General features: G+C 70.8%; 17 protein-coding genes. 6 read left to right on the forward strand and 11 right to left on the reverse strand.

What is annotated here, in order from left to right; translation table 11 throughout:
- Positions 1 to 116 precede the first annotated feature (116 nt).
- From ACNAYW_RS17055 to ACNAYW_RS17070, 4 genes are all read right to left on the reverse strand, one after another.
- Positions 117 to 2,831: an MGH1-like glycoside hydrolase domain-containing protein gene (locus tag ACNAYW_RS17055; protein ID WP_415850855.1), complete on the reverse strand. Its 2,715-nt coding sequence runs from the start codon at positions 2,829 to 2,831 to the stop codon at positions 117 to 119.
- A 175-nt stretch (positions 2,832 to 3,006) separates the two neighbouring features.
- Complete coding sequence (locus tag ACNAYW_RS17060; RefSeq protein ID WP_415850856.1) at positions 3,007 to 3,729, reverse strand: pirin family protein; 723 nt, start codon at positions 3,727 to 3,729, stop codon at positions 3,007 to 3,009.
- 26 nt (positions 3,730 to 3,755) lie between these two features.
- Positions 3,756 to 4,844, reverse strand: coding sequence for a 2,3-butanediol dehydrogenase (locus ACNAYW_RS17065; RefSeq protein WP_415850857.1), 1,089 nt, complete (start codon positions 4,842 to 4,844; stop codon positions 3,756 to 3,758).
- Between the two features lie 92 nt (positions 4,845 to 4,936).
- Positions 4,937 to 5,446 (reverse strand): Lrp/AsnC family transcriptional regulator, encoded by a 510-nt coding sequence (locus ACNAYW_RS17070; protein WP_415850858.1) that lies wholly within the window; start codon positions 5,444 to 5,446, stop codon positions 4,937 to 4,939.
- 97 nt (positions 5,447 to 5,543) lie between these two features.
- Here ACNAYW_RS17070 and ald point away from each other — a divergent pair, with 97 nt between their 5' ends.
- Entirely contained in the window at positions 5,544 to 6,659 is a 1,116-nt protein-coding gene (gene ald, locus ACNAYW_RS17075; protein ID WP_415850859.1) for an alanine dehydrogenase, read from the forward strand.
- Positions 6,660 to 6,682: 23 nt separating this feature from the next.
- Here ald and ACNAYW_RS17080 read toward each other — a convergent pair whose 3' ends face one another.
- A complete protein-coding gene (locus tag ACNAYW_RS17080; RefSeq protein WP_415850860.1) occupies positions 6,683 to 8,563 on the reverse strand; it encodes a putative nucleotidyltransferase substrate binding domain-containing protein in 1,881 nt (626 codons plus the stop codon).
- A 142-nt stretch (positions 8,564 to 8,705) separates the two neighbouring features.
- Between ACNAYW_RS17080 and ACNAYW_RS17085 the strand changes: the two genes are divergently transcribed.
- The 3 genes from ACNAYW_RS17085 (at position 8,706) to ACNAYW_RS17095 (ending at position 11,792) form a co-directional block, all read left to right on the forward strand.
- Positions 8,706 to 10,217 carry an amino acid permease gene (locus ACNAYW_RS17085; protein WP_415850861.1) on the forward strand — a complete coding sequence of 504 codons (1,512 nt, stop codon included), beginning with the start codon at positions 8,706 to 8,708 and terminating at the stop codon, positions 10,215 to 10,217.
- Between the two features lie 98 nt (positions 10,218 to 10,315).
- A complete protein-coding gene (locus ACNAYW_RS17090; protein WP_415850862.1) occupies positions 10,316 to 10,708 on the forward strand; it encodes a hypothetical protein in 393 nt (130 codons plus the stop codon).
- A gap of 79 nt (positions 10,709 to 10,787) precedes the next feature.
- Positions 10,788 to 11,792 (forward strand): glycerophosphodiester phosphodiesterase, encoded by a 1,005-nt coding sequence (locus ACNAYW_RS17095; protein WP_415850863.1) that lies wholly within the window; start codon positions 10,788 to 10,790, stop codon positions 11,790 to 11,792.
- A gap of 62 nt (positions 11,793 to 11,854) precedes the next feature.
- Here ACNAYW_RS17095 and ACNAYW_RS17100 read toward each other — a convergent pair whose 3' ends face one another.
- Both ACNAYW_RS17100 and ACNAYW_RS17105 read right to left on the reverse strand, forming a co-directional pair.
- Positions 11,855 to 12,316, reverse strand: a complete 462-nt coding sequence (locus ACNAYW_RS17100; RefSeq protein WP_415850864.1) for a hypothetical protein — start codon at positions 12,314 to 12,316, stop codon at positions 11,855 to 11,857.
- Between the two features lie 95 nt (positions 12,317 to 12,411).
- Positions 12,412 to 13,257: an alpha/beta fold hydrolase gene (locus tag ACNAYW_RS17105; protein WP_415850887.1), complete on the reverse strand. Its 846-nt coding sequence runs from the start codon at positions 13,255 to 13,257 to the stop codon at positions 12,412 to 12,414.
- A 59-nt stretch (positions 13,258 to 13,316) separates the two neighbouring features.
- Between ACNAYW_RS17105 and ACNAYW_RS17110 the strand changes: the two genes are divergently transcribed.
- Positions 13,317 to 13,913: a TetR/AcrR family transcriptional regulator gene (locus ACNAYW_RS17110; RefSeq protein ID WP_415850888.1), complete on the forward strand. Its 597-nt coding sequence runs from the start codon at positions 13,317 to 13,319 to the stop codon at positions 13,911 to 13,913.
- A gap of 30 nt (positions 13,914 to 13,943) precedes the next feature.
- On the opposite strand, the gene ACNAYW_RS17115 is transcribed toward ACNAYW_RS17110, so the two are convergent.
- Genes ACNAYW_RS17115 through ACNAYW_RS17125 form a run of 3 tightly spaced genes read right to left on the reverse strand, consistent with a single transcriptional unit; the run spans position 13,944 to position 17,880 of the window.
- Entirely contained in the window at positions 13,944 to 14,300 is a 357-nt protein-coding gene (locus ACNAYW_RS17115) for a hypothetical protein (RefSeq protein WP_415850865.1), read from the reverse strand.
- 1 nt (position 14,301) lies between these two features.
- The gene (locus ACNAYW_RS17120) at positions 14,302 to 15,633 is read right to left on the reverse strand and encodes a M16 family metallopeptidase (protein WP_415850889.1); all 1,332 of its coding nucleotides are present in this window, start codon (positions 15,631 to 15,633) and stop codon (positions 14,302 to 14,304) included.
- 3 nt (positions 15,634 to 15,636) lie between these two features.
- A complete protein-coding gene (locus tag ACNAYW_RS17125) occupies positions 15,637 to 17,880 on the reverse strand; it encodes a polyribonucleotide nucleotidyltransferase (protein ID WP_415850866.1) in 2,244 nt (747 codons plus the stop codon).
- A gap of 329 nt (positions 17,881 to 18,209) precedes the next feature.
- Here ACNAYW_RS17125 and lysX point away from each other — a divergent pair, with 329 nt between their 5' ends.
- A complete protein-coding gene (gene lysX, locus ACNAYW_RS17130) occupies positions 18,210 to 21,578 on the forward strand; it encodes a bifunctional lysylphosphatidylglycerol synthetase/lysine--tRNA ligase LysX (RefSeq protein WP_415850867.1) in 3,369 nt (1,122 codons plus the stop codon).
- Here lysX and ACNAYW_RS17135 read toward each other — a convergent pair.
- A complete protein-coding gene (locus ACNAYW_RS17135; RefSeq protein WP_415850868.1) occupies positions 21,559 to 21,744 on the reverse strand; it encodes a hypothetical protein in 186 nt (61 codons plus the stop codon). The two genes, lysX and ACNAYW_RS17135, sit on opposite strands and share 20 nt — an antisense overlap.
- Between the last annotated feature and the right edge of the window lie 68 nt (positions 21,745 to 21,812).

A 21,812-nucleotide genomic window follows, 5' to 3' on the forward strand; every position in this document is an offset into this window, starting at 1 on the left:
CCCTTTCCTGCTGGTCGGGGCGGGTGTCGTCAACCGCCTGGACGGATCGTACTCCCGAAAAGATCCTGTACACCGTACTTGATTACAGGATTTCGACAGCTGTGCAATGCCATCGATCAGCGGTGCTCCGGCGTCGACTTCCGCGGCGGTTCCATGGGCAGACGAGGGTTGTGCAGATGCGCGACCAAACCGGTCCATCCGGTCTGGTGCGTGGCGCCGAGGCCTTCCCCCGTGTCACCGTCGAAGTACTCGTAGAACGTGGGATGCTGCGCCCACAGCGGATTGTCACTGCCCTCGATCCGCCCGGCGTCGGCGGGACGGCGCGCACCGCCACCGTCGGCGCGCGCCACCGGGCGGAACAACCCGACGAGGCCCTCGTCGATGACGTCGGCCGCCTCCTCGAGCGTGCACAGGTTGTCCGAACCGGTGGGGATGGCGATGGTGAAGTCGTCGCCGAAGTGCCTGCCGTAGGTGCGCAGCTTGTCGGCGAGCAGCACGTTCACCGGGAACCACACGGGCCCACGCCAGTTGGAGTTGCCGCCGAACATCCCGGTCGTCGATTCGCCGGGTTCGTACTGGATGGTGACGGTGTTGCCGTCCACGTCCTCGGTCACCTGCTGCTCCGCCTTGGAGAGCGAGCGGATGCCGTAGGGCGCCAGGAACTCCGCCGGGTCGAACATGCGCTCCAGCACCCGCCGCAACCGGTCGGGGCTGACCAGCGAGAGCAGCATCCGGCCGTCGCCGGCGCCGTCGGCCGCGGCGCTCGAGAGCACCGGTTCGACGAGCTCCGGCCGCCGCGAGCGCAGCCAGTTCAGCCGCGCCGTCACGTCGGGGCACTCCTGCGCCGCCCACGCGGGGACGTCGGTCGCGCCGAGCAACGGGAGCAGGCCCACCATGGACCGCACGCGCATCGGCAGCGCGCTGCCGTCGGGCCGGACGAGGACGTCGTAGAAGAAGCCGTCCTCGTCGTCCCACAGGGAGAGACTGTGCGATCCGAAGTTGTAGGTGGCCCTGGAGATCTGCAGGAAGTGCTCGAGGAACTTGGTCGCGCAGTCCTGCCACACCGGATCGTGCCGCGACAGCTCGATGGCGATCTTGAACATCTGCTGGCAGTAGAAGGCCATCCAACTGGTGGCATCGGACTGCTCGAGCCGGTACCCGGGCGGCAGCGGCGCGGAGCGGTTGAAGAAGCCGATGTTGTCCATGCCGAGGAAGCCGCCCTCGAAGACCCCCGCATCGTCGGAGCCCTTGCGGTTGACCCACCAGGAGAAGTTGAGCAGCAGCTTGGTGAAGACGCGGACCAGGAAGTCCTGGTCGCGCCAGCCGTCGATCCGATAGACGTGCCACGCCGCCCACGCGTGCACGGGCGGATTGACGTCGCCGAACTCCCACTCGTACGCGGGGAGTTGACCTTTCGGGTGCATGGCCCACTCGCGGCACATGAGGACGAGTTGTTCCTTGGCGAACTCGGGGTCGACGTGCGCCAGCGGGATGCAGTGGAAGGCCAGGTCCCACGCGGCGAACCAGGGGTACTCCCACTCGTCGGGCATGGAGATCACGTCGGCCAGCGAGAAGTGCTTCCACGTGGTGTTGCGGCGGCCGGGATCGGCTCGCTCGCGGGGCGACGGATCCACGGCCGGGTCGCCCTCCAGCCAGGACTCGACGTCGTAGCGGTAGAGCTGCTTGTTCCACAGCATCCCCGCGTACGCGCGACGCGCGACGGCGCGGTCCTCCCCCTGCACGTCCTCGTGGATCACGGTCCCGTAGAACTCGTCCGCCTCCTCGCGCCGGTCGGCGAGGACGGCGCCGAAGCCCGGGCCGAAGGTGTCCAGCGACGGCGCCGTCCGCGACAGCCGCAGCCGCACCGTCACGCTCTCCCCCGCCGGCACGGATCCGAAGCGGTACCAGAACGCGACCTTCGTGCCGCGCTCCTCCGGGTTGACCGCGGCCTCGTCGCCCTGCACGACGCGTTTGGTGATCGCGTCCTTCGGGTACGGCGAGGCGTTGGCGGCGGCGCCGAACAGCTCCACCGCATCGGTCTCGTTGTCGCAGAACAGCAGCCGAGGCGCACCCTCCGCCGCGAGGTGGTACTCCCCCAGCCACTGGTGCGTCACGCGTACGGCCTCGAGACCGCCGGCCTGCGGCGACTGCACGCGCGCGATCGCGCCGCGGCGCTCGTCGTGGCCCCACGCCCACGTGTTGCGCAGCCACAGCTGGGGAAGCAGGTCCAGCGGCGCCGGCGACGGACCGTGGTTGACCGCCTCGATCTCGACGCAGATGTCGTCCGGCGCGGCCTTGGCGTAGCGCACGTGCACGTCGAAGAAGCGGTTGTCGGCGAGCACCCCGGTGTCGGCGAGCTCGTACTCGCGCTGCGTCCGGTCGCGGGCCGCATTGGCGTCGCGGAGCAGCTGATACGGGTACTCGGCCTGCGGGTACCGGTACATCCAGTGCATCCAGCTGTGGGTGGGCGTGCCGTCGACCGGCCACCAGTACTCCTTGACGTCCTCGCCGTGGTTGCCCTGCGCGTTCGTCAGGCCGAACAGCCGCTCCTTGAGGATCGGGTCGTTGTGGTTCCACAGGCCGACGGCCAGGTTGAGGAAGCCGTAGCGGTCGCAGATGCCGCCGAGGCCGTCCTCGCCCCACCGGTAGGCACGGCGGTGCGCCTGCTCGAAGCCGAAGCTCGCCCAGGCGTCGCCGCTCCCGCTGTAGTCCTCGCGGACGGTGCCCCACTGGCGGCCGGCCAGGTAGGGACCCCACAGGCGCCAGGGCCCGTCGGGGCCCGGGCTCTCCGCGAGGCGGCGGTGTTCGGCCGTCGATTCCGTGTTCTGCACCGGAGAATCCTCCTACACCGCGCCCCGCCCCGCAGGAGGTGGACCGAGTCGAAGCCGAACGGGCTCGAACGGGCATTCCCGGAGACTCGGACGTCCACCTCACGAATTCGAGTTCCGCGCAGGTGCACGTGCTCCTGAGCACACGCGCGCCGGCGGAAGCCGACATCGTAAGCGATCAGCGCGCGGAGACCGCCTGCGCGTGCATCTCCCAGAACAGGATCTCGGCGGGCTCGGTGGCGGTCGCCGTGAGCGGTCCGGTGTGGACGGTGCGCAGCGCATCGCCCTCCGTGAGCCGGTCGTCGCCGACGGCGACGGCACCCGAGACGACGTACAGGTGCCCGTAGGGCGCGGGCGGCAGGACCACCGACTCCCCCGGTGCGAGTCGGGCGGCGTGCAGCGCCGCGGCGTCGTTGTTGATCGCGACGGCCGGGTCACGGCCCGCGATCCCGGAGGCGACCAGGACGAGGCCGCGCCCGTCGAGCGGCACGTCCGCGGTGCGATACTCGGGCTCGCCGCCGGGCTCGTTCGGCGGCAACCACATCTGGATGACCCGAGCGACGAGGCCGGTGGCGCGCGGGTTCTGCTCGCGGTGGTTCACCCCACTGCCCGCGCTCATCGCCTGCACCTGGCCGCCGCGGACCAGGCCCGTCTCGCCGGACGAGTCGTCGTGGTGCACCTCGCCGGCGATCACCCAGGTGATGATCTCGGCGTCGCGGTGGAAGTGCCGGTCGACGCCCGAGCCGGGGTCGATGAGGTCGTCGTTGTGCACCAGCAGCTGCCCGTGCGCGTTCTCACCCAGATCGAAGTTGCCGGTGAAGGGCATCGACTGCCGCGTGTAGATCCCCTCGCCGCGCCAGTGCGTGCGGTCGGCGGCCGGGACGATCCTGCTCTCACTCACCCCGACAGCCTAGGCCCGCGCCGCCGTCAGACTCCGGCGGGCAGCCCCGCCCCGGACGGCGAGACCAGGATCTTCACCGCGGTCTCGTTGTGATGCAGCAGCGTGTCGTAGCCGACGGTCACGAGCTCGTCCAGGCCGATCCGTCCCGTGATGAACGGCGCCAGGTCGACGGTGCCGCTCTCGACCAGGGCGATCGTCTCGGCGTGGTTGTTGACGTAGGCGATGGTGCCGCGCATGTCGATCTCCTTGAGCACCAGCTTCTGCATGTCGACGGTGCCGGGGTGCCCCCAGATCGAGACGACCACGAGCACGGCCTGCGGCCGCAGCGCGTCGAACAGGGTGTCCAGCGCGGGCTGCACGGAGGTGCACTCGAAGCCGACGTCCGCGCCGCGCCCTCCGGTGAGGCCGCGCACCGCGTCGACCACGTCGACCTGCGTCGGATCGAAGACGTGGTCGGCGACGCCGGTCTCGGCCGCCCGCTCGCGCCGCAGGGAGCTCGGCTCACTGATGGCGACGGTCAGTCCCTTCGCCTTGCACACCGCGGCGGTGAGCAGGCCGATCGGCCCGGCGCCGGTGATGAGCGCGAAGGCGCCCGCTCCGGCACCGGAGCGCTGCAGGGCGTGGTAGCCGACGGCGAGCGGCTCGATGAGCGCCGCCTGGTCCAGCGGCACCTCCTTCGAGATCCGGTGCACCCAACGGCGCTGCACCACGATCCGTTCCGACAGGCCTCCGCCCCGCCCGCCGAGTCCGATGAAGTTCATGTTCGGCGAGAGGTGGTAGTCGGTGCTCGCGGGCCCCGTATCCACGTCGTCGGCGATGATGTAGGGCTCGACCACGACGTGATCACCCACCTCGAGATCGTCGACATCCGCGCCGACCGCGGCCACGACGCCGGACATCTCGTGTCCGATGGTCAGGGGCGCGGCCTCTCCGCTCACCGGGTTCGGATGGCCGCACGGGGGCACGAAGATCGGCCCGTCGACGTACTCGTGCAGGTCGGTGCCGCAGATGCCGCACCACGCGACGTCGATGGCGACGGTGCCGGCCGTCGTCTCGGGCGCGGGGACGTCCTCGATCCGGACGTCGTTGCGGTCGTAGTAGCGCGCTGCTCGCATGGGATTCCTCCGGTCGGGACTGTGACCCGTCCCACACTCACCGTGGTCCCGCGCCCCCGTCGAACGTTGCAGCGGGTTGCATCGGGAGCGACTCAGAGGGGCGCGGAACCGCGGACGTGCTCGAAGACGAGGGAGGTATTGGTGCCCGCGACCTCCTCGCGGGCGCTGAGGTACTCGACGAGGTGGCGCAGGTCGTCGGTGTCCACGGCCGCGATGTGCAGGAGGTAGTCGTCGCCGCCGGCCAGGAAGTAGGCGTCGATCACCGGCGGCAGGTCGATCACCGACTCCACGAACTGCCGGATCCGGTGCCGGGCGGTCGAGCGCAGCGTCACCGCGATCATCGCCCGCAGCGGCCGGCCGACGGCCGCGGGATCGACGTCGGCGAAGAAGCCGCGGATCACCCCCGCGTCGGCGAGGCGCCGGACCCGCGTGTGCACGGTCGACGGCGCGAGGCCGACCTCCTCCGCGAGGGCGGCGTTCGACACCCGCCCGTCGCGCTGGAGCACCAGCAGTATCCGCCTGTCCGCATCGTCGAGCAGGGGGCGACGATCGTTCGACGATGGTGGGCGATACGCCGTTCTCACAGAATGTACATCGCTCATTTCAGCATTCTCCAGAATCTTCTTCCGTGCCCTTGATCGGTTCTCGATGTTTCTTCAGACTATGTGACACAAGCCACCCGCCGGACAGGAGCACACGATGCGCGTCGGAATCCCCACCGAGATCAAGAACAACGAGTACCGCGTGGCGATCACGCCCGGCGGTGTCGCCGAGCTCACCCGCCGCGGTCACGACGTCCTGATCGAGGACGGCGCGGGCGCCGGGTCGGCGATCGGCAACGAGGACTTCGCCGCGGCGGGCGCACGCATCGTGCCGACGGCGGACGACGTCTGGGGCGAGGCCGACCTGCTGCTCAAGGTCAAGGAGCCCATCGAGCCGGAGTACGCCCGGATGCGCGCCGATCAGACGATCTTCACCTACCTGCACCTGGCCGCCTCGCGCCCGTGCACGGACGCGCTGCTGTCCTCGAAGACCACGTCGATCGCGTACGAGACCGTCCAGCTCGCCGACGGCTCGCTCCCCCTGCTCGCCCCGATGTCCGAGGTGGCGGGCCGCCTGGCACCGCAGGTCGGCAGCTACCACCTGATGCGCTCGAAGGGCGGCCGCGGTGTTCTCATGGGCGGCGTCCCGGGCACGGCGCCCGCGAAGGTCACCGTGCTCGGCGGCGGTGTCTCCGGTATCAACGCCGCACAGATCGCCGCGGGCATGGGCGCGGACGTCACGGTCTTCGACCTGGACGTGCGGAAGATGCGCGCCGTCAACGCCCAGTTCGGCGGTCGGGTGCACACCAGCTACTCGACCTCGCTCGCGCTCGAGGAGGCCGTCGTCGAGTCGGACCTGGTGATCGGCGCCGTGCTGATCCCGGGCGCCGCCGCACCGAAGCTGGTCTCCACCGAGCTGGTGCACCGCATGCGCCCCGGAGCCGTGCTCGTCGACATCGCCATCGACCAGGGCGGCTGCTTCGCCGACTCGCACCCCACCACGCACGACGACCCGACCTTCACCGTCGGCGAGACCGTCTTCTACTGCGTCGCCAACATGCCGGGCGCCGTGCCGCGCACGTCCACGTTCGCGCTCACCGGCGCCACCCTGCCCTACGTGCTGCGGATCGCGGACAAGGGCTGGAGGGCCGCCTGCGCCGAGGACGCCGCCCTCGCCGCGGGCCTCTCCACGCACGACGGGGTGCTCCTCAACGCCGGCGTCGGCGCGGCCCTGAACATCGAGTCGAAGGCGCCCGAAGCCGTCCTGGCCTGAGCCACGAGCTCACCGGCGCCGGTTCACCATTCGCCGGCGTCGAGGTACTGCGCGAGGTTCGCCATGCGGCGCTGCACCGCGGCCACCTCGCGCACGCACTGCTCGAGCAGCCCGCGATCGAGGGAGGACATCCGCCGGATGGACAGGACGTCCCCCGGCGCGCGTCCGGCCGCCATCTGCTCCACCTGGTGCTCCATCCGGAGGCGCTCGAGGATCGAGAAGGCCTCGCGCAACACCTCCGCGGAATCGTCCGGCAGGACCGGCGAATCCGCACCCGCCGCCAGGCGGTTGCGGGTCTGCAGCTTGGTCGAACCGCGGCTCAGGGCGGCCCACCGGGCGATGTTCACCACCGGCACCAGCGCGTGCGCCTTGATGTCGAAGGTGCCGCCCCGCAGCGAGATCACATCGCGCACGGAACGCAGCCGCGCCTTCGCGGTCAGGGCCTCGCGCAGCATCAGGATGAAGGCACGGGGATGCTCCGAAAGATGTTGATAGACACCGGCTACGGGCTGCAGGGTCAGGTCGCCCCAGACGGGGCGGCCGTCCACCAGCAGCGAGGCCATCATCATCGCGTTGTTCGACAGCGGCGCGTCGATCCACTCCCCGGCCGCGTACAGCCACTCCGACTCGGTGCGGCAGAACCGGGTCTGCGCGGCGACCGCGCCGTTGGTGTCCGACGGGATGCCGCACTCCTCCAGCCGTTCGTGGACGGCGGCGGCCAGCGCGAGGGCGGCGGACCGTCGGACCTCGATCTCCTCCGCCGAGGCACCCGGAAGGTCCTTGAGGATGATCGCGCTGTCGACGTCCGAGCTGGGCACCACCTCGCGGCGCGAGACGCTGCCGAGCGAGAGCCAGGTGAAGTCGCCCTCCTGCAGCGCGGGGTGCACCGGCAGCTCCAGTTCGATGCAGCGCCGGACCATGGCCTCGATCGCCACCGCGGCGACACCGGAGATGTGCCGGACCGGCGCCTGCTGGCCCCACAGGACGGGGAAGATCTCGCGGATCGTGGCGCCGATCTCCGGCAACTCCGCGGCCTCGGCACGCTCGATACGGCGCTGCAGCGCGAAGGTCGACGTGGTGGGGACCGTGAGGAAGTCGACGTCCTGCACGACGCCCCGCACGGCGGCGTGCGCGTCGAGCACCGCCATGTAGTGCAGCTTCCGGTCGAGCATCTCGATGAGCACGTCGGACGAGAGCGCGGACTCCGGGACGGCGGCCAGCGGCGCCGTCATCACGGCGGTCACGGGATCGGTGACCGGACGGCCCACGGAGATCACGCGGGCGCGCAGGTCGTGGTCGGTGACGATGCCCAGCGGCTCGCGGGCCGCGTTCTCGACCACGATGTACCCCGACTTGGCTGCGGTCATCGCCGTGGCCGCCTCCTGCACGGTGACGGTCGGCGGGCAGACGATGGGCGGGCGTCGCACGATCTCCCCCGCCGTGCGCTCGCGCACCTCCTCCGCGGAGACGGCCGTGGTGGGCTTCGCGAGCTCGGTGGCCAGGAAGGCCGCCCCGGCGGGCGTGGAGAACATGTCCCCCACCGCCCAGGCGGGCAGTCGCAGCAGCGTCACGTCGGACAGCGCGACGGCGCGCGGGCCGCCCTTCGCGCCCACGAGGATGACCACGTACCCGAACACGCCGCCGGGGCCGACGACCTCGTCGACGTCGCTGACTTCGGTCGGCGACGCCGACGGGAAGTTCCACACACCGACCCGCCCCGCGAGTACGACGAAGGCGTGATCGGGCGAAGCGGACAAACCGTCGAGGATCGTCGCGCCCTCGGGGAACTCGCTGACCGACGATTCGGCCGCGAGACGTGCGCGAACGTCGTCGGGCAGCCCGTCGAACGGCGCGTGTCCGGAGAGGAAGGCGAACAGCTCCCCGAGGTCCGAGAAGTCGGTCATGGACCTATGTTTACACGCCCGCACCGATCGACATCCCGAAGTCATCTCTCGGTAACGCGTCCGCGGAACCGTTGCGAGGTCTACATTCCCATCCAGCGCACAACCCCATGCGCACCGACACGTCGAGGAGAAAGACTCATCCATGACGCATTCCGTCGATAAGTTCGCGGCCGAGCAGGAGGGCTACAAGCAGACCCTCGGCCGCCGACACGTGCAGATGATCGCCATCGGCGGCGCCATCGGCACGGGCCTGTTCCTGGGCTCCGCCAGCCGCCTCAACAGCACGGGCCCGGCCCTACTGTTCAGTTACGCCTTCGTCGGCGTCATCGCCTTCTTCCTGATGCGCGCCCTCGGCGAGCTCGTGCTGTACCGCCAGAGCTCGGGCGCCTTCGTCTCCTACGCCCGCGAGTTCTTCGGCGAGGCCGCCGCCTACGCCGCGGGATGGCTGTACTGGATCTTCTGGGCGCTCACCGGCGTCGCCGAGCTCTCGGCGGTGGCGGTGTACGTCAGGAAGTGGTGGGAGCTGCCGAACTGGGTGTCGGTGATCATCGCGCTCGCGGTGGTGCTGGTGATCAACCTGCTCTCGGCGCGCGCCTTCGGCGAGTTCGAGTTCTGGGCGTCGGTGCTCAAGGTCGGTGCGATCGTCATCTTCCTGGTGGTCGGCCTGGTCATCGTGATCGGCCAGATCACAGTGGGCGAGGGGGACCTGGCCCACAAGGCGGGCATCTCGAACCTGTGGAGCAACCCCGGCGGGTTCTGGCCGCACAGCGACACGTTCGGGTGGATCGCGCCCATCGTCGTGATGTCGGGCGTCGTCTTCGCCTACGCCGCCATCGAGATGGTCGGCATCGCCGCCGGCGAGATGCAGAACCCGCAGCGCGAGGTGCCGAAGGCCGTCAACTCGGTGATCCTGCGGATCGCGGTCTTCTACTGCGGCTCGATCTTCCTGCTCGTGTGCATCCTGCCGACCAGCCAGTACGGCACCACGAACGCCGCGGGCGATCTCGAGTCGCCGTTCGTCACCGTCTTCGAGCGCATGGGCGTCAGCTGGATGGCGACCCTGATCAACGGCGTCCTCATCGTCGCGGCCATGAGCTCGCTCAACGCCGGCCTGTACACCACGGGCCGCATGCTGCGCAGCCTCGCCGCCAGCCGCGAGGCGCCGAAGATGTTCATGACCATGAGCAAGTCGGGCGTCCCCGCTACCGGCATCATCGTGACGTCGATCTTCTACGTCCTCGGCGCCGTGCTCAACGCGCTCGTCCCGGGCCACGCCTTCGACATCGCTCTGGAGGCCTCCGCCATCGCGGTCGTCGGTGTGTGGAGCCTGATCTTCCTGTGCCACATCCGCTACCGGAAGCTCTCCGACGCGGGCATCGTCACCAAGAGCCCGTTCCGCGCTCCGCTCGCGCCGATGATGAGCTACGTCGGCCTCGTCTTCCTGTTCCTCGTCCTCGTCGGCATGGCCTACTCGGGTTACAAGTCCGACGGTGGCTTCTGGGACAAGACGAACCTCATCGTCGTCATCCTCGGCATCCCCGCCTTCGTCGCCATCCTGGCGATCGGCTGGATCGCCGTGAAGCCGAAGGTGCTCGAGCACACCGGTGGCGACCTCTCGCCCACCTGGTCGCTCAAGGATTCCGCCAAGAAGTAGCGCACGCGCTCACTCGGACGCCCGCCGGTTCGCCGGCGGGCGTCCGTCGTCTCCGGGACCGGGACGGGACGTGCCTGCGACGGGACGCCGATCCGGCCGTGACGCGGCGCTCCTACCGTCGGCAGCGGCCGCCCGCACCGGGCGCGGCGGCGCTCACCGAGGGAGAGAACATGTCGATGCTCATCACCGCCGGCCGACGGCTGATCGTGGCCGCCGTCGGCGCGACCGCGCTGGGCCTTCCGCTCGCGGCAGCCGCCCACGCGGCACCCGTCACGCAGGCGCCGCCCGCCGCTCCCGCCACGTCGGCGGCACAGGGCGCGCCCGCCACGTCGGCGGCACAGGGCGCGCCCGGCGCGCCCGCACCGGTCTCCGTCGCCGGCGCCGCTCCCGGGCGGCCCGCGCCGCCGACACCCGGCACCTCGGTCCCCCGCGCACCGGGAGCACCCGCGCCCGCGGGGAGCCCGGCGCCTGCAGCACCGCCGCTCGCCTGAGCGGATCCGTGTCCGGGGGCTGCGCGATCCCACGTGCGTCGTTCACCCGCGATTCATCGTGTGCGATTACGTTGCCGCCATGACCACCCGCTCGCGCATCCTGTCCCGCACCGCCGCCCTCGCGGCCGCCGCCGCCGTCGCGCTGGGCGGCGGGGCGGTCGCCGCCCCCGTCCAGGCGGCACCGTCGGGCTCGTTCGACCTGCAGTCGCACCGCGGCGGGCGGGGCGAGCACACCGAGGAGTCGCTGTACGGCTTCGCGCGCTCGCTCGAACTCGGGGTGACGACGCTGGAACTGGACGTCGTCCTGACCAAGGACGAGGTTCCGCTGATCTGGCACGACCCGACGGTGCAGGCCGACAAGTGCGCCGACACCGCGCCCGCGAACCCCGGTGACAGGCAGTTCCCCTACGTGGGCAAGACCGTCCACGACCTCACCTACGCGCAGGTGCAGACGCTCACGTGCGCGAAGAAGCTGGCGGAGTTCCCGGCGGCGAAGGTCGTCGAGGGCAACCGGATCGCGACGCTGCCGCAGCTCTTCGACCTGGTCGCGCAGTACCGGGGCAACACCGTGCGGTTCAACATCGAGACCAAGATCGAGGCCGAGGATCGGTCGAAGTCGGCGGAGCCGGCCGCCTTCGTCGCGCAGATCCTCGGCGCCGCGCGTCGGGCGGGCGTGCTCGACCGGATCGCGGTCCAGAGCTTCGACTGGCGCTCCCTGCCGCTCGTGCGGGCGCAGGCGCCGACGGTGCCGCTGGTCGCCCTCTACGACGCGACGACGTGGAAGGAGGGCTCGGCCTGGCTCGGACCGGTCGACTACGAGCAGTCGGGCGGCGATGTGGTCCGCGCCGTGAAGGCGGCGGGCTTCGACGTGCTCTCCCCCGACTACGAGCTGTCCGATGAGAAGACGGTCGCCGCGGCGCGCGCGTCGGGCCTGAAGGTCGTCCCGTGGACCGTCAACGACGAGAAGGAGATGCGGGCGCAGCTCGCGCTCGGCGTGGACGGCATCATCACCGACTACCCCACCCGCCTGCGCGGTGTCCTCGCGGCGGAGGGGAAGCCGCTCCCCAGGGCGTTCGCGAAGTAGTCCTGGGCCGGACGAGGCGGNGGCCACCGGATTCCGGTGGCCGCCGCGTCGTGCTCGGGGTGCTACGCGACGTAGGTCGCGACGGCGGTGCCGACGATGCCGGTGATCGCGACGCTCACGCTGCCCTTACCGGGCGCGACGATGAAGGTGCCGTCGTACTCGGAGCGGGCGGTGCCGGTCCTCCCCGTGGTGGCGTTCTCCCAGACCAGGACCCGGTCGGAGAGGTCGATGCCCTTGATCGACTCGCACCGGTCCGCGGGCAGGGGCGACGGCGGGATGCCGATCACGCCGAGCTCGTGGTGGGCGATCACGCAGTTGGTGCGGATCACGAGGTTGCCCGCATCGTCGTAGTCGCCGACCCAGGTGGCCGTCGCGTTCGGCGCGGTGGTCCGGATGGACGTGCCGCCCGTGACCGTTCCGCGGAAGGTGACGGTGCCGGCGGCGTGGGCCACGGCGGGGGCGAGGGCGAGCACCGTCCCCGCGGTCAGAGCGGTGGCGATCGCGCGACGGGCGAACGTAGTCATGGGCATCCCCTGCATCCTTGAAGCGATTTTGACATCGCAAAGTGTACACAGGCCCGCATCCACGACCGAGAACCGGCACCGTTCGACGGACGGCGTCAGTCCCGCCGCGCCGGAACCGATTCCGCGAGGAAGGCGGACAGCTCGTCGGCGACGACGTCGGGGCGATCCATCATCGCCAGGACGTAGCAGTCCTCCAGCTCCACGAGCCGGCCGTGCGGCAGCAGGTCGGCGAGCCGCCGGCCGTGGTCGCGCGGCATGACCGTGCCGTCGGCGATCCAGAGCACCAGCGCGTCGCCGGTGAAGGCACGCAGCGCTTCGGTCCCCCGCGTGAGTTCAGCACGGTCGAACGGGGCACGCGCATGCTTGAGCAGGTCGCGCCGGATCAACGGATCGTCGATCGCGGGCCGGGTCCAGGCACGCATCCTCCCGTCTGGAATCTCGCGCGCCATGCGCCCGAAGAGGATCGGTAGGCGCCGCACCGCGCCGAGACGCAGGGCGCGTAGACCGAGGGACAACCCGGGAAGCCGGGCGGCGACCGTGGCCGCCTTCCCGGGAAGGCCCGGCGGGAAGTTGTCGAAGGCGGTGCTCGGCAGGATCACGAGCCGGCCGATCCGCTCGTCGCGTCCGAGGGCCGTCAGCAGCAGTCCCCCGCCCCAGTCGCTGTGCACGAGGGTGACGTCGCGCAGGTCGAGGGCCTCGAGGACGTCCGCGACGAGGTGGGCGATCCCCTCGTTCGTCAGGTCCGCGTCCGCGTTCAGCGGGACGGGATGCGCACCCAACGGCAGGTCGAGCAGCACGTAGCGGTGTCCGCCCGGCAGGAGCGGTAGCACGTCGTCCCACACCGTGTGGTCCATGAGCAGGCCGTGCAACAGCACGACCGGGAGACCGGAGCCGACCTCCTCGTAGTGGACCCGGCCGGCGGGAACCGCGACCTCCGGCATCGTCATCACCTCCATTGGAGCATTCACTCTAGAGCGGCTACTCTAGAATGTAGGACGTGATGATCGACCGGTCAATGCCCACTCGCGAGCGGCTCGTCGTCGCGATGGGAGAACTGCTGCGCCGCCAGGGGTACGGCGCCACCACCGTCAAGCAGCTCACCGTGGCTGCCGGCGCCACGATGGGCTCGCTCTACCACCACTTCCCGGGCGGAAAGCCCGAGGTGGCCGCGGCGGCGCTGCGGTCCTCCGGAGCCGCGTACATGGCCCTGCTGCCCGCCCTGCTCGACGGTGCGCCCGACCTCGAGGAGGCGGTTCCGGGCGCCTTCGCGCTGGCCGCCGAGCACATCGCCGAGGCGGGCTGGATCACGATGTGCCCGGTGGGCACCGTGGCGGGCGAGGTCGCCGACTCCGAGCCCGAGGTGGCGGCCGCGGCCGCGGAGGTCTTCGCGGACTGGATCGCCGGCGGCACCGCGTACTTCGCGCGGCGCGGCCTCGTCGACGACGCCGCGCGGGAGCTCACGCTGGCGGTGCTGAGCTCGCTCGAGGGCGCGTTCATCCTCGCCCGATCGCTGCGCAGCGCGGATCCGCTCCTGGCTGCGGGATCCGCACTGCGCGAGCACGTTCGGCACGCCGTGGCTTCACCCGATCACACGTAGCATCGCCAGGGACAGCACTACGACCGCGACTCATGCCCCGTCGTCGGGGGATCCGCTCGGACCATCAGGGCGTCCCCGCCCGTCGTTCCACCGATCTGGTCGGACGAAGTCGATGTTCGCGCGCAATGCCATCGCCACCCACAGGAGCGGAACGGCGATGACGGCGAACATCACACTGCCCGGAAACGGCCACGTCGCTACGACCGCCACGCCGGTCGCGGCGGCAAGCCACCAGTAAGCCCGTCGCGCGACGCGAAAGTAGGGGGACGACCGATCGAAGTAGCCGGTGCCGATGGCGAGGAACGTCAGCGCACTCGCGATGACGAACCCCACGCGCTGCAGCGCGGTCCACGAGTCCCATCCCCCTGCCGCGATGAAATCCGTCACCTCAGCCCAGCCAGTGCCGGACGGGCGACGGAACGCCGCGCTTCCCGCGGTGCGGGCCGAGAACGGCGCCGCCGAAGGGCTGCGAGAGCAGATCCCGCGCAACGCGGTTCACGTCGGCCGCCGAGACCTTGTCGATCCGCGCCAGCGTCCGGGTGACGGTGCGCTGGTTCTGGTAGTTGATCTCGCTGCGGCCGATGCGGTGCATGCGGGACTGTGCGTCCTCCAGCCCCAGCACGAGCCCGCCGCGGAGCGAGCCCTTGGCGCGGGCCAGCTCCTCGGCGGTGAGCCCGTCGTCGCGGACGTCCTCGAGAACCTTGCGCGCGACCGTCGCGACCTCGCCGAGACGCTCCGGGGAGCAGCCGGCGTACACGGAGAACAGCCCGGTGTCGGCGTACGTGTCCACGGCGGAGTACACCGTGTACGCCAGGCCGCGCTGCTCCCGGATCTCCTGGAACAGACGCGAACTCAGCCCCCCACCGATCGCGGTGTTGAGCACCGACAGCGCCCACCGGTCCGGATGGAACCGGCCGTACGCGCGGGTGCCCGCGACGAGGTGCGACTGCTCCCCGTCGCGATTGACGACCTCGAGCGTCGGCGCGCCGGGCCGACGCCGGACGCCCGTCCGGATCGGGACGGAGTCGGCGGCACCGTCGAGCCGACCCGCGAACGCCCTCCGCGCCAGCTTGACCACCTGCGCGTGCGTCACGTTCCCGGCGACCGAGAGCACCATCCGCTCGGGCGTGTACCGCCGGCGGTGGAACCCGCGCAGCCGCACCGCAGTCATCGCCGACACCGACTCCTCGGTGCCGAGCACCGGCCGCGCCAGGGGGTGATCGCCGAACAGGGCGGCGGTCGCCGCCTCGTTGACCAGGTCCTCGGGGTCGTCATCGCGCATCGCGAGCTCCTCGAGCACGACCTCGCGCTCCACCTCGACGTCCGCGGGGCGACACAGGCCGCCCAGGACCACGTCGGTCACCACGTCGACCGCGAGCTCGAGGTCGGTGTCGAGCACGTGCGCGTAGTAGCAGGTGTGCTCCTTCGACGTGAAGGCGTTGATCTCCCCGCCGACCGCATCCACCTCGGCGGCCAGGGAGGCCGCGTCGCGATGGGGCGTCGCCTTGAAGAGCAGGTGCTCCAGGAAGTGCGCGGAGCCGGCGGAGGCGGGGTGCTCGTCGCGGGAGCCGACCGCGACCCACAGGCCCACGGCGGCGGACCGGGATCCCGGCACCGTCTCCGTGACCACCCGCAGACCGCCCGGCAGGACGCTACGACGAACGGGGGCACCCGATCCGGATGCCCCCGTCCGCGCAGCCCGTGATGTCAGGCTGCTCAGTTCCTACTCCTCGCCCGCAGCGGCGCCGGCCTCGGCGGCCTGCTCCTCGACGACGGGGATCAGGCTGATCTTGCCGCGCTCGTCGATGTCGGCGATCTCGACCTGCAGCTTGCTGCCGACGTTGACCACGTCCTCGACCTTGTTCACGCGCTTGCCGTTGCCCAGCTTGCTGATGTGGACCAGGCCGTCACGCCCGGGGACCAGCGAGACGAACGCGCCGAACGCCGTGGTCTTGACCACGGTGCCCAGGAAGCGCTCGCCCACCTTCGGCAGCTGCGGGTTGGCGATGGCGTTGATCCGGTCGATCGCGGCCTGCGCCGACGGGCCGTCGGCCGCACCGACGAAGACGGTGCCGTCGTCCTCGATGGAGATGTTGGCGCCGGTCTCCTCGGTGATCGAGTTGATCGTCTTACCCTTGGGTCCGATGACCTCGCCGATCTTGTCGATCGGCACCTTGATCGTGGTGATCCGCGGGGCGTACGGGCTCATCTCGTCGGGTGCGGCGATCGCCTCGGCCATGACCTCGAGGATCGTGGTGCGGGCGTCCTTCGCCTGGCCCAGCGCGCCGGCCAGGACCTGAGACGGGATGCCGTCCAGCTTGGTGTCGAGCTGCAGGGCGGTGACGAAGTCGGACGTACCGGCGACCTTGAAGTCCATGTCGCCGAACGCGTCCTCGGCGCCGAGGATGTCGGTCAGGGCCACGTAGCGGGCCTGACCGTCGACCTCGTCGGAGACGAGCCCCATGGCGATGCCCGCGACGGGCGCCTTGAGCGGCACGCCGGCGTTGAGCAGCGACATCGTCGAGGCGCAGACCGAACCCATCGAGGTGGAGCCGTTGGAGCTGAGCGCCTCCGAGACCTGACGGATGGCGTAGGGGAACTCCTCCACCGAGGGCAGCACGGGCACGAGGGCTCGCTCGGCGAGCGCGCCGTGGCCGATCTCGCGGCGCTTCGGCGAGCCGACGCGGCCGGTCTCACCGGTCGAGTACGGCGGGAAGTTGTAGTGGTGCATGTAGCGCTTGCTGGTCTCGGGTCCCAGCGAGTCGATCTGCTGCGCCATCTTCACCATGTCCAGCGTGGTGACGCCCAGGATCTGGGTCTCGCCGCGCTCGAACAGGGCGCTGCCGTGGGCGCGCGGGATCACGGCGATCTCGGCGCTGAGCGAGCGGATGTCGGTGATGCCACGGCCGTCGATGCGGAAGTGGTCGGTGAGGATGCGCTGGCGCACGAGCTTCTTGGTCAGCGAGCGGAAGGCCGCGCCGATCTCGCCCTCGCGGCCCTCGAACTGCGGGCCCACGGCCTCGAGCACCTCGGCCTTGACGACGTCGGTGGCGTTGTCGCGCTCCTGCTTGCCGGCGATCGACAGGGCATCGTTGAGCTTCGCGGCGCCCGCGGCCTCGACGGCGGCGAAGACGTCGTCCTGGTACGCGGGGAACAGCGGGAACTCGCCGGTCGGCTTGGCGGCACCGGCGGCCAGCTGCTTCTGCGCCTCGCACAGCACGGCGATGAAGGGCTTGGCGGCCTCGAGGCCCTCGGCCACGACGGCCTCGGTGGGGGCGGTGGCGCCGCCCGCGATGAGCTCGATGACGTTCTCGGTGGCCTCGGCCTCGACCATCATGATCGCGACGTCGGCGTCCTTGCCCGAGCCCGAGACGATACGACCGGCGACGACCATGTCGAACACCGCGCCCTCGAGCTGCTCGACGGTCGGGAACGCGACCCACTGGCCCCCGATGAGCGCGACGCGCACGCCACCGACGGGGCCGGAGAAGGGCAGGCCGGCGATCTGGGTCGACGCCGAGGCGGCGTTGATCGCGACCACGTCGTACAGATCCTTGGGATCGAGCGACATGACGGTCACGACGACCTGGATCTCGTTGCGGAGGCCGTCGACGAACGACGGACGCAGCGGCCGATCGATGAGGCGGCAGGTGAGGATCGCGTCGGTCGACGGGCGGCCCTCGCGACGGAAGAACGAGCCGGGGATGCGGCCCGCGGCGTACATGCGCTCCTCGACGTCGACGGTCAGCGGGAAGAAGTCGAAGTGCTCCTTCGGGTGCTTGCTGTGCGACGTGGCCGAGAGCAGCATCGTCTCGTCGTCGAGGTACGCGGCCACCGAGCCGGCGGCCTGCTGCGCGAACCGGCCGGTCTCGAACCGGATGGTGCGCGTGCCGAAGGAACCGTTGTCGATGACGGCGACCGCTTCGGTGATGTCGTCGTCGAATTCGACCTGAGTGTTGTCCGACATGAAGTGGGAGAAAACCTTTCCTCGCGCGGTCCGTCCCCACCTGGCGGCGCGCATGCTGCGCGCGGCCGGAGTCGTTCGACATGGCGGCGGGGCGACGTGGGCGCGGTCATCGATCGAAGCCGCCGGACCCGCCCGTCGAACTCGACGACGCTTCCGGCAACCACTACCGAGGACCACCCCGCGGGGAATGACACCGTGACGGCGCACCGCAGACATCGGCGACCGGATCTACCGGCACCGACGTCGGACGGACCTGCGTCAAGGCTATCATCGGGAGTCTTTTCCACGTGAGTCGCACACGCCGTGCGCACAGCCCGAGGAGGATCTCCGTGTCGCACACCAGCCGGGAGCGCGTGCAGGAGGCGACGGCGACGTGGCTCGCGCACATGATCACCGCCGCGGGGATCGTCTCCCTGCTCGGCGTGGTCATCCGCAGCGACCGGGTCCTGCCCCTCGTGGCCGACCTCCTCGGCATCGTCGGCATCCCCTCGCACCCGAGCCTGCTGCTCGTCGCGGCCCTCACCGTGCTGCTCGGCGCACTCCGCCGCCGACTGCGGGCGGCGCACACCGTGGCCGTCATCATGATGTCGCTCCAGGTGCTGGTGAACATCGCGACGCTGGTGATCGTCGCCACCGATCAGCTCGATCCCGACGAGGTGCGCCACCTTCCGTCGTACATCGAGGCGTACGTGTCGGTGCGGTTCTCCCTTCCGGGTGCGGCCCTCACGGCGGCCATCAGCGCCGTCTGCCTCGCCTTCGTCATCGCCGCCCGCCCGCAGTACCCCGCGAAACTCGCGCGGGGCTCGCGGCGCGCCGCGGTCGGCGTGCTGGTCGGCGGCTTCGTGGGCGTGTACCTGGTGGTCGTCGCGCTGGCCTACACCTTCCCCGGCCGCGGGGCGAACCGGTTGGACGGCACGGTCGAGATCCTCGTGTGGTCGCTGCGGTCCACGTTCGGCGTCGCAGTGCCGCGGCGGATCGACGTGGCGCTCAACGGGCACTCGGGTCCGCTGTGGCTGTACTCGCTCGCGGGCGTGCTGTCGGCGTCGGTGCTGATCCTCGCGCTCATGGCCTTCTGGCGGGCCGGTCGCGGCGACGAGCTGATGACCGAGCCGGAGGAGCTCGAGGTGCGCCGGCTGCTCCTCGAGTACGGCGAGGACGACTCGCTCGGCTACTTCGCCACCCGGCGCGACAAGGCGGTGATCGCCTCCCCGGACCGGCGGGCGGTGGTGACCTGCCGCGCCGTCGGGCCCGTGTCGATGGCGAGTGCCGACCCGATCGGGCACCGCGACTCCTGGCCCGCGGCGGTCACCGCCTGGATCGAGGACTGCCGATCGCACAGCCTCTACCCCGCCGTCCTCGCGGCGAGCGCCGACGGCGCCGCCGTCTACGAGGACGCCGGCCTGCGCACGCTGACCATCGGCGACGAGGCGATCATCCACGTCGATGCCTTCACCCTCAAGGGCCGGGACATGCGTGCCGTCCGCCAGGCGGTCACCCGCGTCGCCGGCGCCGGCTACACGCTCCGCGTCCGGCGGCACGGCGACCTCTCCGCCGCGGATCTCGCCGAGGTGGCCGAGCTCGCCGAGCAGTGGCGCGGCGAGGAGACCGAGCGCGGGTTCTCGATGGCGCTCAACCGGATCGGCGACCCGGTGGACGGCCGCTGCGTGCTCGTCTCCGCGCACAGCGCCGACGGGGCGGTGCGGGGCCTGCTCAGCTTCGTGCCGTGGGGCACGCGGGGCCTCTCCCTGGACCTGATGCGGCGCGACCGCGACGCCGAGAACGGCCTCAACGAGTTCATGGTGGCCAAGCTGATCGAGCACTGCGGGGAGATCGGCATCCGCCGGATCTCGCTGAACTTCGCGGTCTTCCGGTCCGTCTTCTCCGAGGCGGACCGCGTCGGCGCCGGACCCATCACCCGGATGGTGGACTCGGTGCTCAGCTTCGCGTCGAAGTTCTACCAGCTCGAATCCCTGTACCGCTCCAACGACAAGTACCGGCCGGACTGGGTTCCCCGCATCCTCTGCTACGACCCGTCGCTCAGCGCCGTCCGCGCCGGCATCGCCGTCGGCACCGCGGAGGGCTTCCTGCCGCAGATCGGTCCGAAGTTCCTGGCGGGACCGTCGATCCCGGACGAGTTCCCGCGCGATGCGGAGTTCGTCGACCGGCTGCTCGCCGAGGAGGAACGCCTCCTGCGCCGCGAAGCGCCGCCCGTGCGGCTCTCCGAGCAACAGCGGGTCCGGCGCCGCAAGCTGCAGGCGCTCGAGGACGCCGGGATACCCGGCTATCCCCCGTCGGTGCCGCGGACGCACTCGCTCGGCGAGGTGCGGGAGCAGGCGCGCGCCCTCCCGCCCGACGGTGCCGCGGGCTCCGTCGTCTCGGTCACCGGGCGGGTGCGGGCGGTGCGCGACTACGGCGGCGTGACCTTCGTCGACCTCCACGAGGACGGCGACCACCTGCAGGTGGTCGCGGAGCACGATCGCACCCCGGACGACGTGCGGTCGTTGTGGCGCAGGTCGATCGACATGGGCGACCTGGTCTCGGTGACCGGCGAGGTGATCCGATCCCGCACGGGCGAGCCGTCGGTGCTCCTCACCGCGTGGGCGATGGCCGGCAAATGCCTCTCCCCCGTCCCCAAGACGCGGGCACGGCTCGGCGACGAGACCCGAGCCCGCAACCGACCGCTGGAGCTCATCACGGATGCGGGCGCGGTCGAGCTGCTGTACCGGCGGTCGCGCGCGGTCGCCGCGATGCGGGCCGTCTTCGTCGGCCGCGACTTCACCGAGGTGGAGACGCCGATGCTCCAATCGGTGCACGGCGGTGCCGCGGCCCGCCCGTTCACCACGCACATCAACGCCTACGACATGGGGCTGTACCTGCGGATCGCGCCGGAGCTCTACCTCAAGCGGCTGGCGGTCGGCGGGATGGGCCGGATCTTCGAGCTGAACCGCAACTTCCGCAACGAGGGTGCCGACGCGACGCACAACCCCGAGTTCACCGCGCTCGAGGCCTACGAGGCGTACGGCGACTACACGACGATGCGGACGCTGACGCGGGAAGTGATCCTGGCGGCAGCGGTCGCGGTGAACGGCCGACCGGTGGCCGTGCGGCCCGACGGTGCCGGGGGCACGCGCGAAGTGGACTTGACGGCCGAATGGCCCGTCGTCACGGTGCATTCCGCGGTCTCGAAGGCGTCGGGCGTCGAGCTGACCTCGGCGTCGACCCTCGAGGAGGTGGCTGCGGTCTGCGCGCGGCACCACGTGGCGGTGCCGCGCGGCGCGACGGCCGGCAAGCTCGTGATGGAGCTGTACGAGGCGTTGGTGGAGAAGCAGACCGAGTTCCCCACGTTCTACTGCGACTTCCCGATCGAGGTATCACCGCTGGCCCGCAGGCATCGCGACGACCCGCGCCTCACGGAGCAGTGGGACCTGGTCGGCTTCGGCGCCGAACTCGGCACCGCGTACACCGAGCTGACCGACCCGATCGACCAGCGAGAGCGACTCACGACGCAATCGATGGCCGCGGCCGCGGGCGATCCGGAGGCGATGGAACTGGACGAGTCGTTCCTCGATGCGCTCTCCTACGCGATGCCCCCGACGGGCGGCCTGGGCATCGGCGTGGACCGCATCGTCATGTTGCTCGCGGGCGTGAACATCCGTGCCACGCTGGCCTTCCCGTTCGTCAAGCCCCAGGACCGCTGAGTTCCTCGGGCGCCGGACCGCGAGCGCCGGCGTCGGCGCAGATCAGCGCAGCACGGTGCCGCCGCCGGGAGTCGACGGGAAACTGCGACTGCCCGGCCGGCGCGGAGAAGTGCACACTCATCGGGTCGGCGGTGCTCTGCGCGACGACGCGCGATTCGATCGTCATGGGAATCACCAGACCGCTGATGTTCCGGGCGCCAGGACTGGACGCCGGTGCACCGGTGGCGATACCGA

The organism is Tsukamurella ocularis (assembly GCF_965138335.1).
GTDB classification, from domain to species: Bacteria; Actinomycetota; Actinomycetes; order Mycobacteriales; family Mycobacteriaceae; genus Tsukamurella; species Tsukamurella ocularis_A.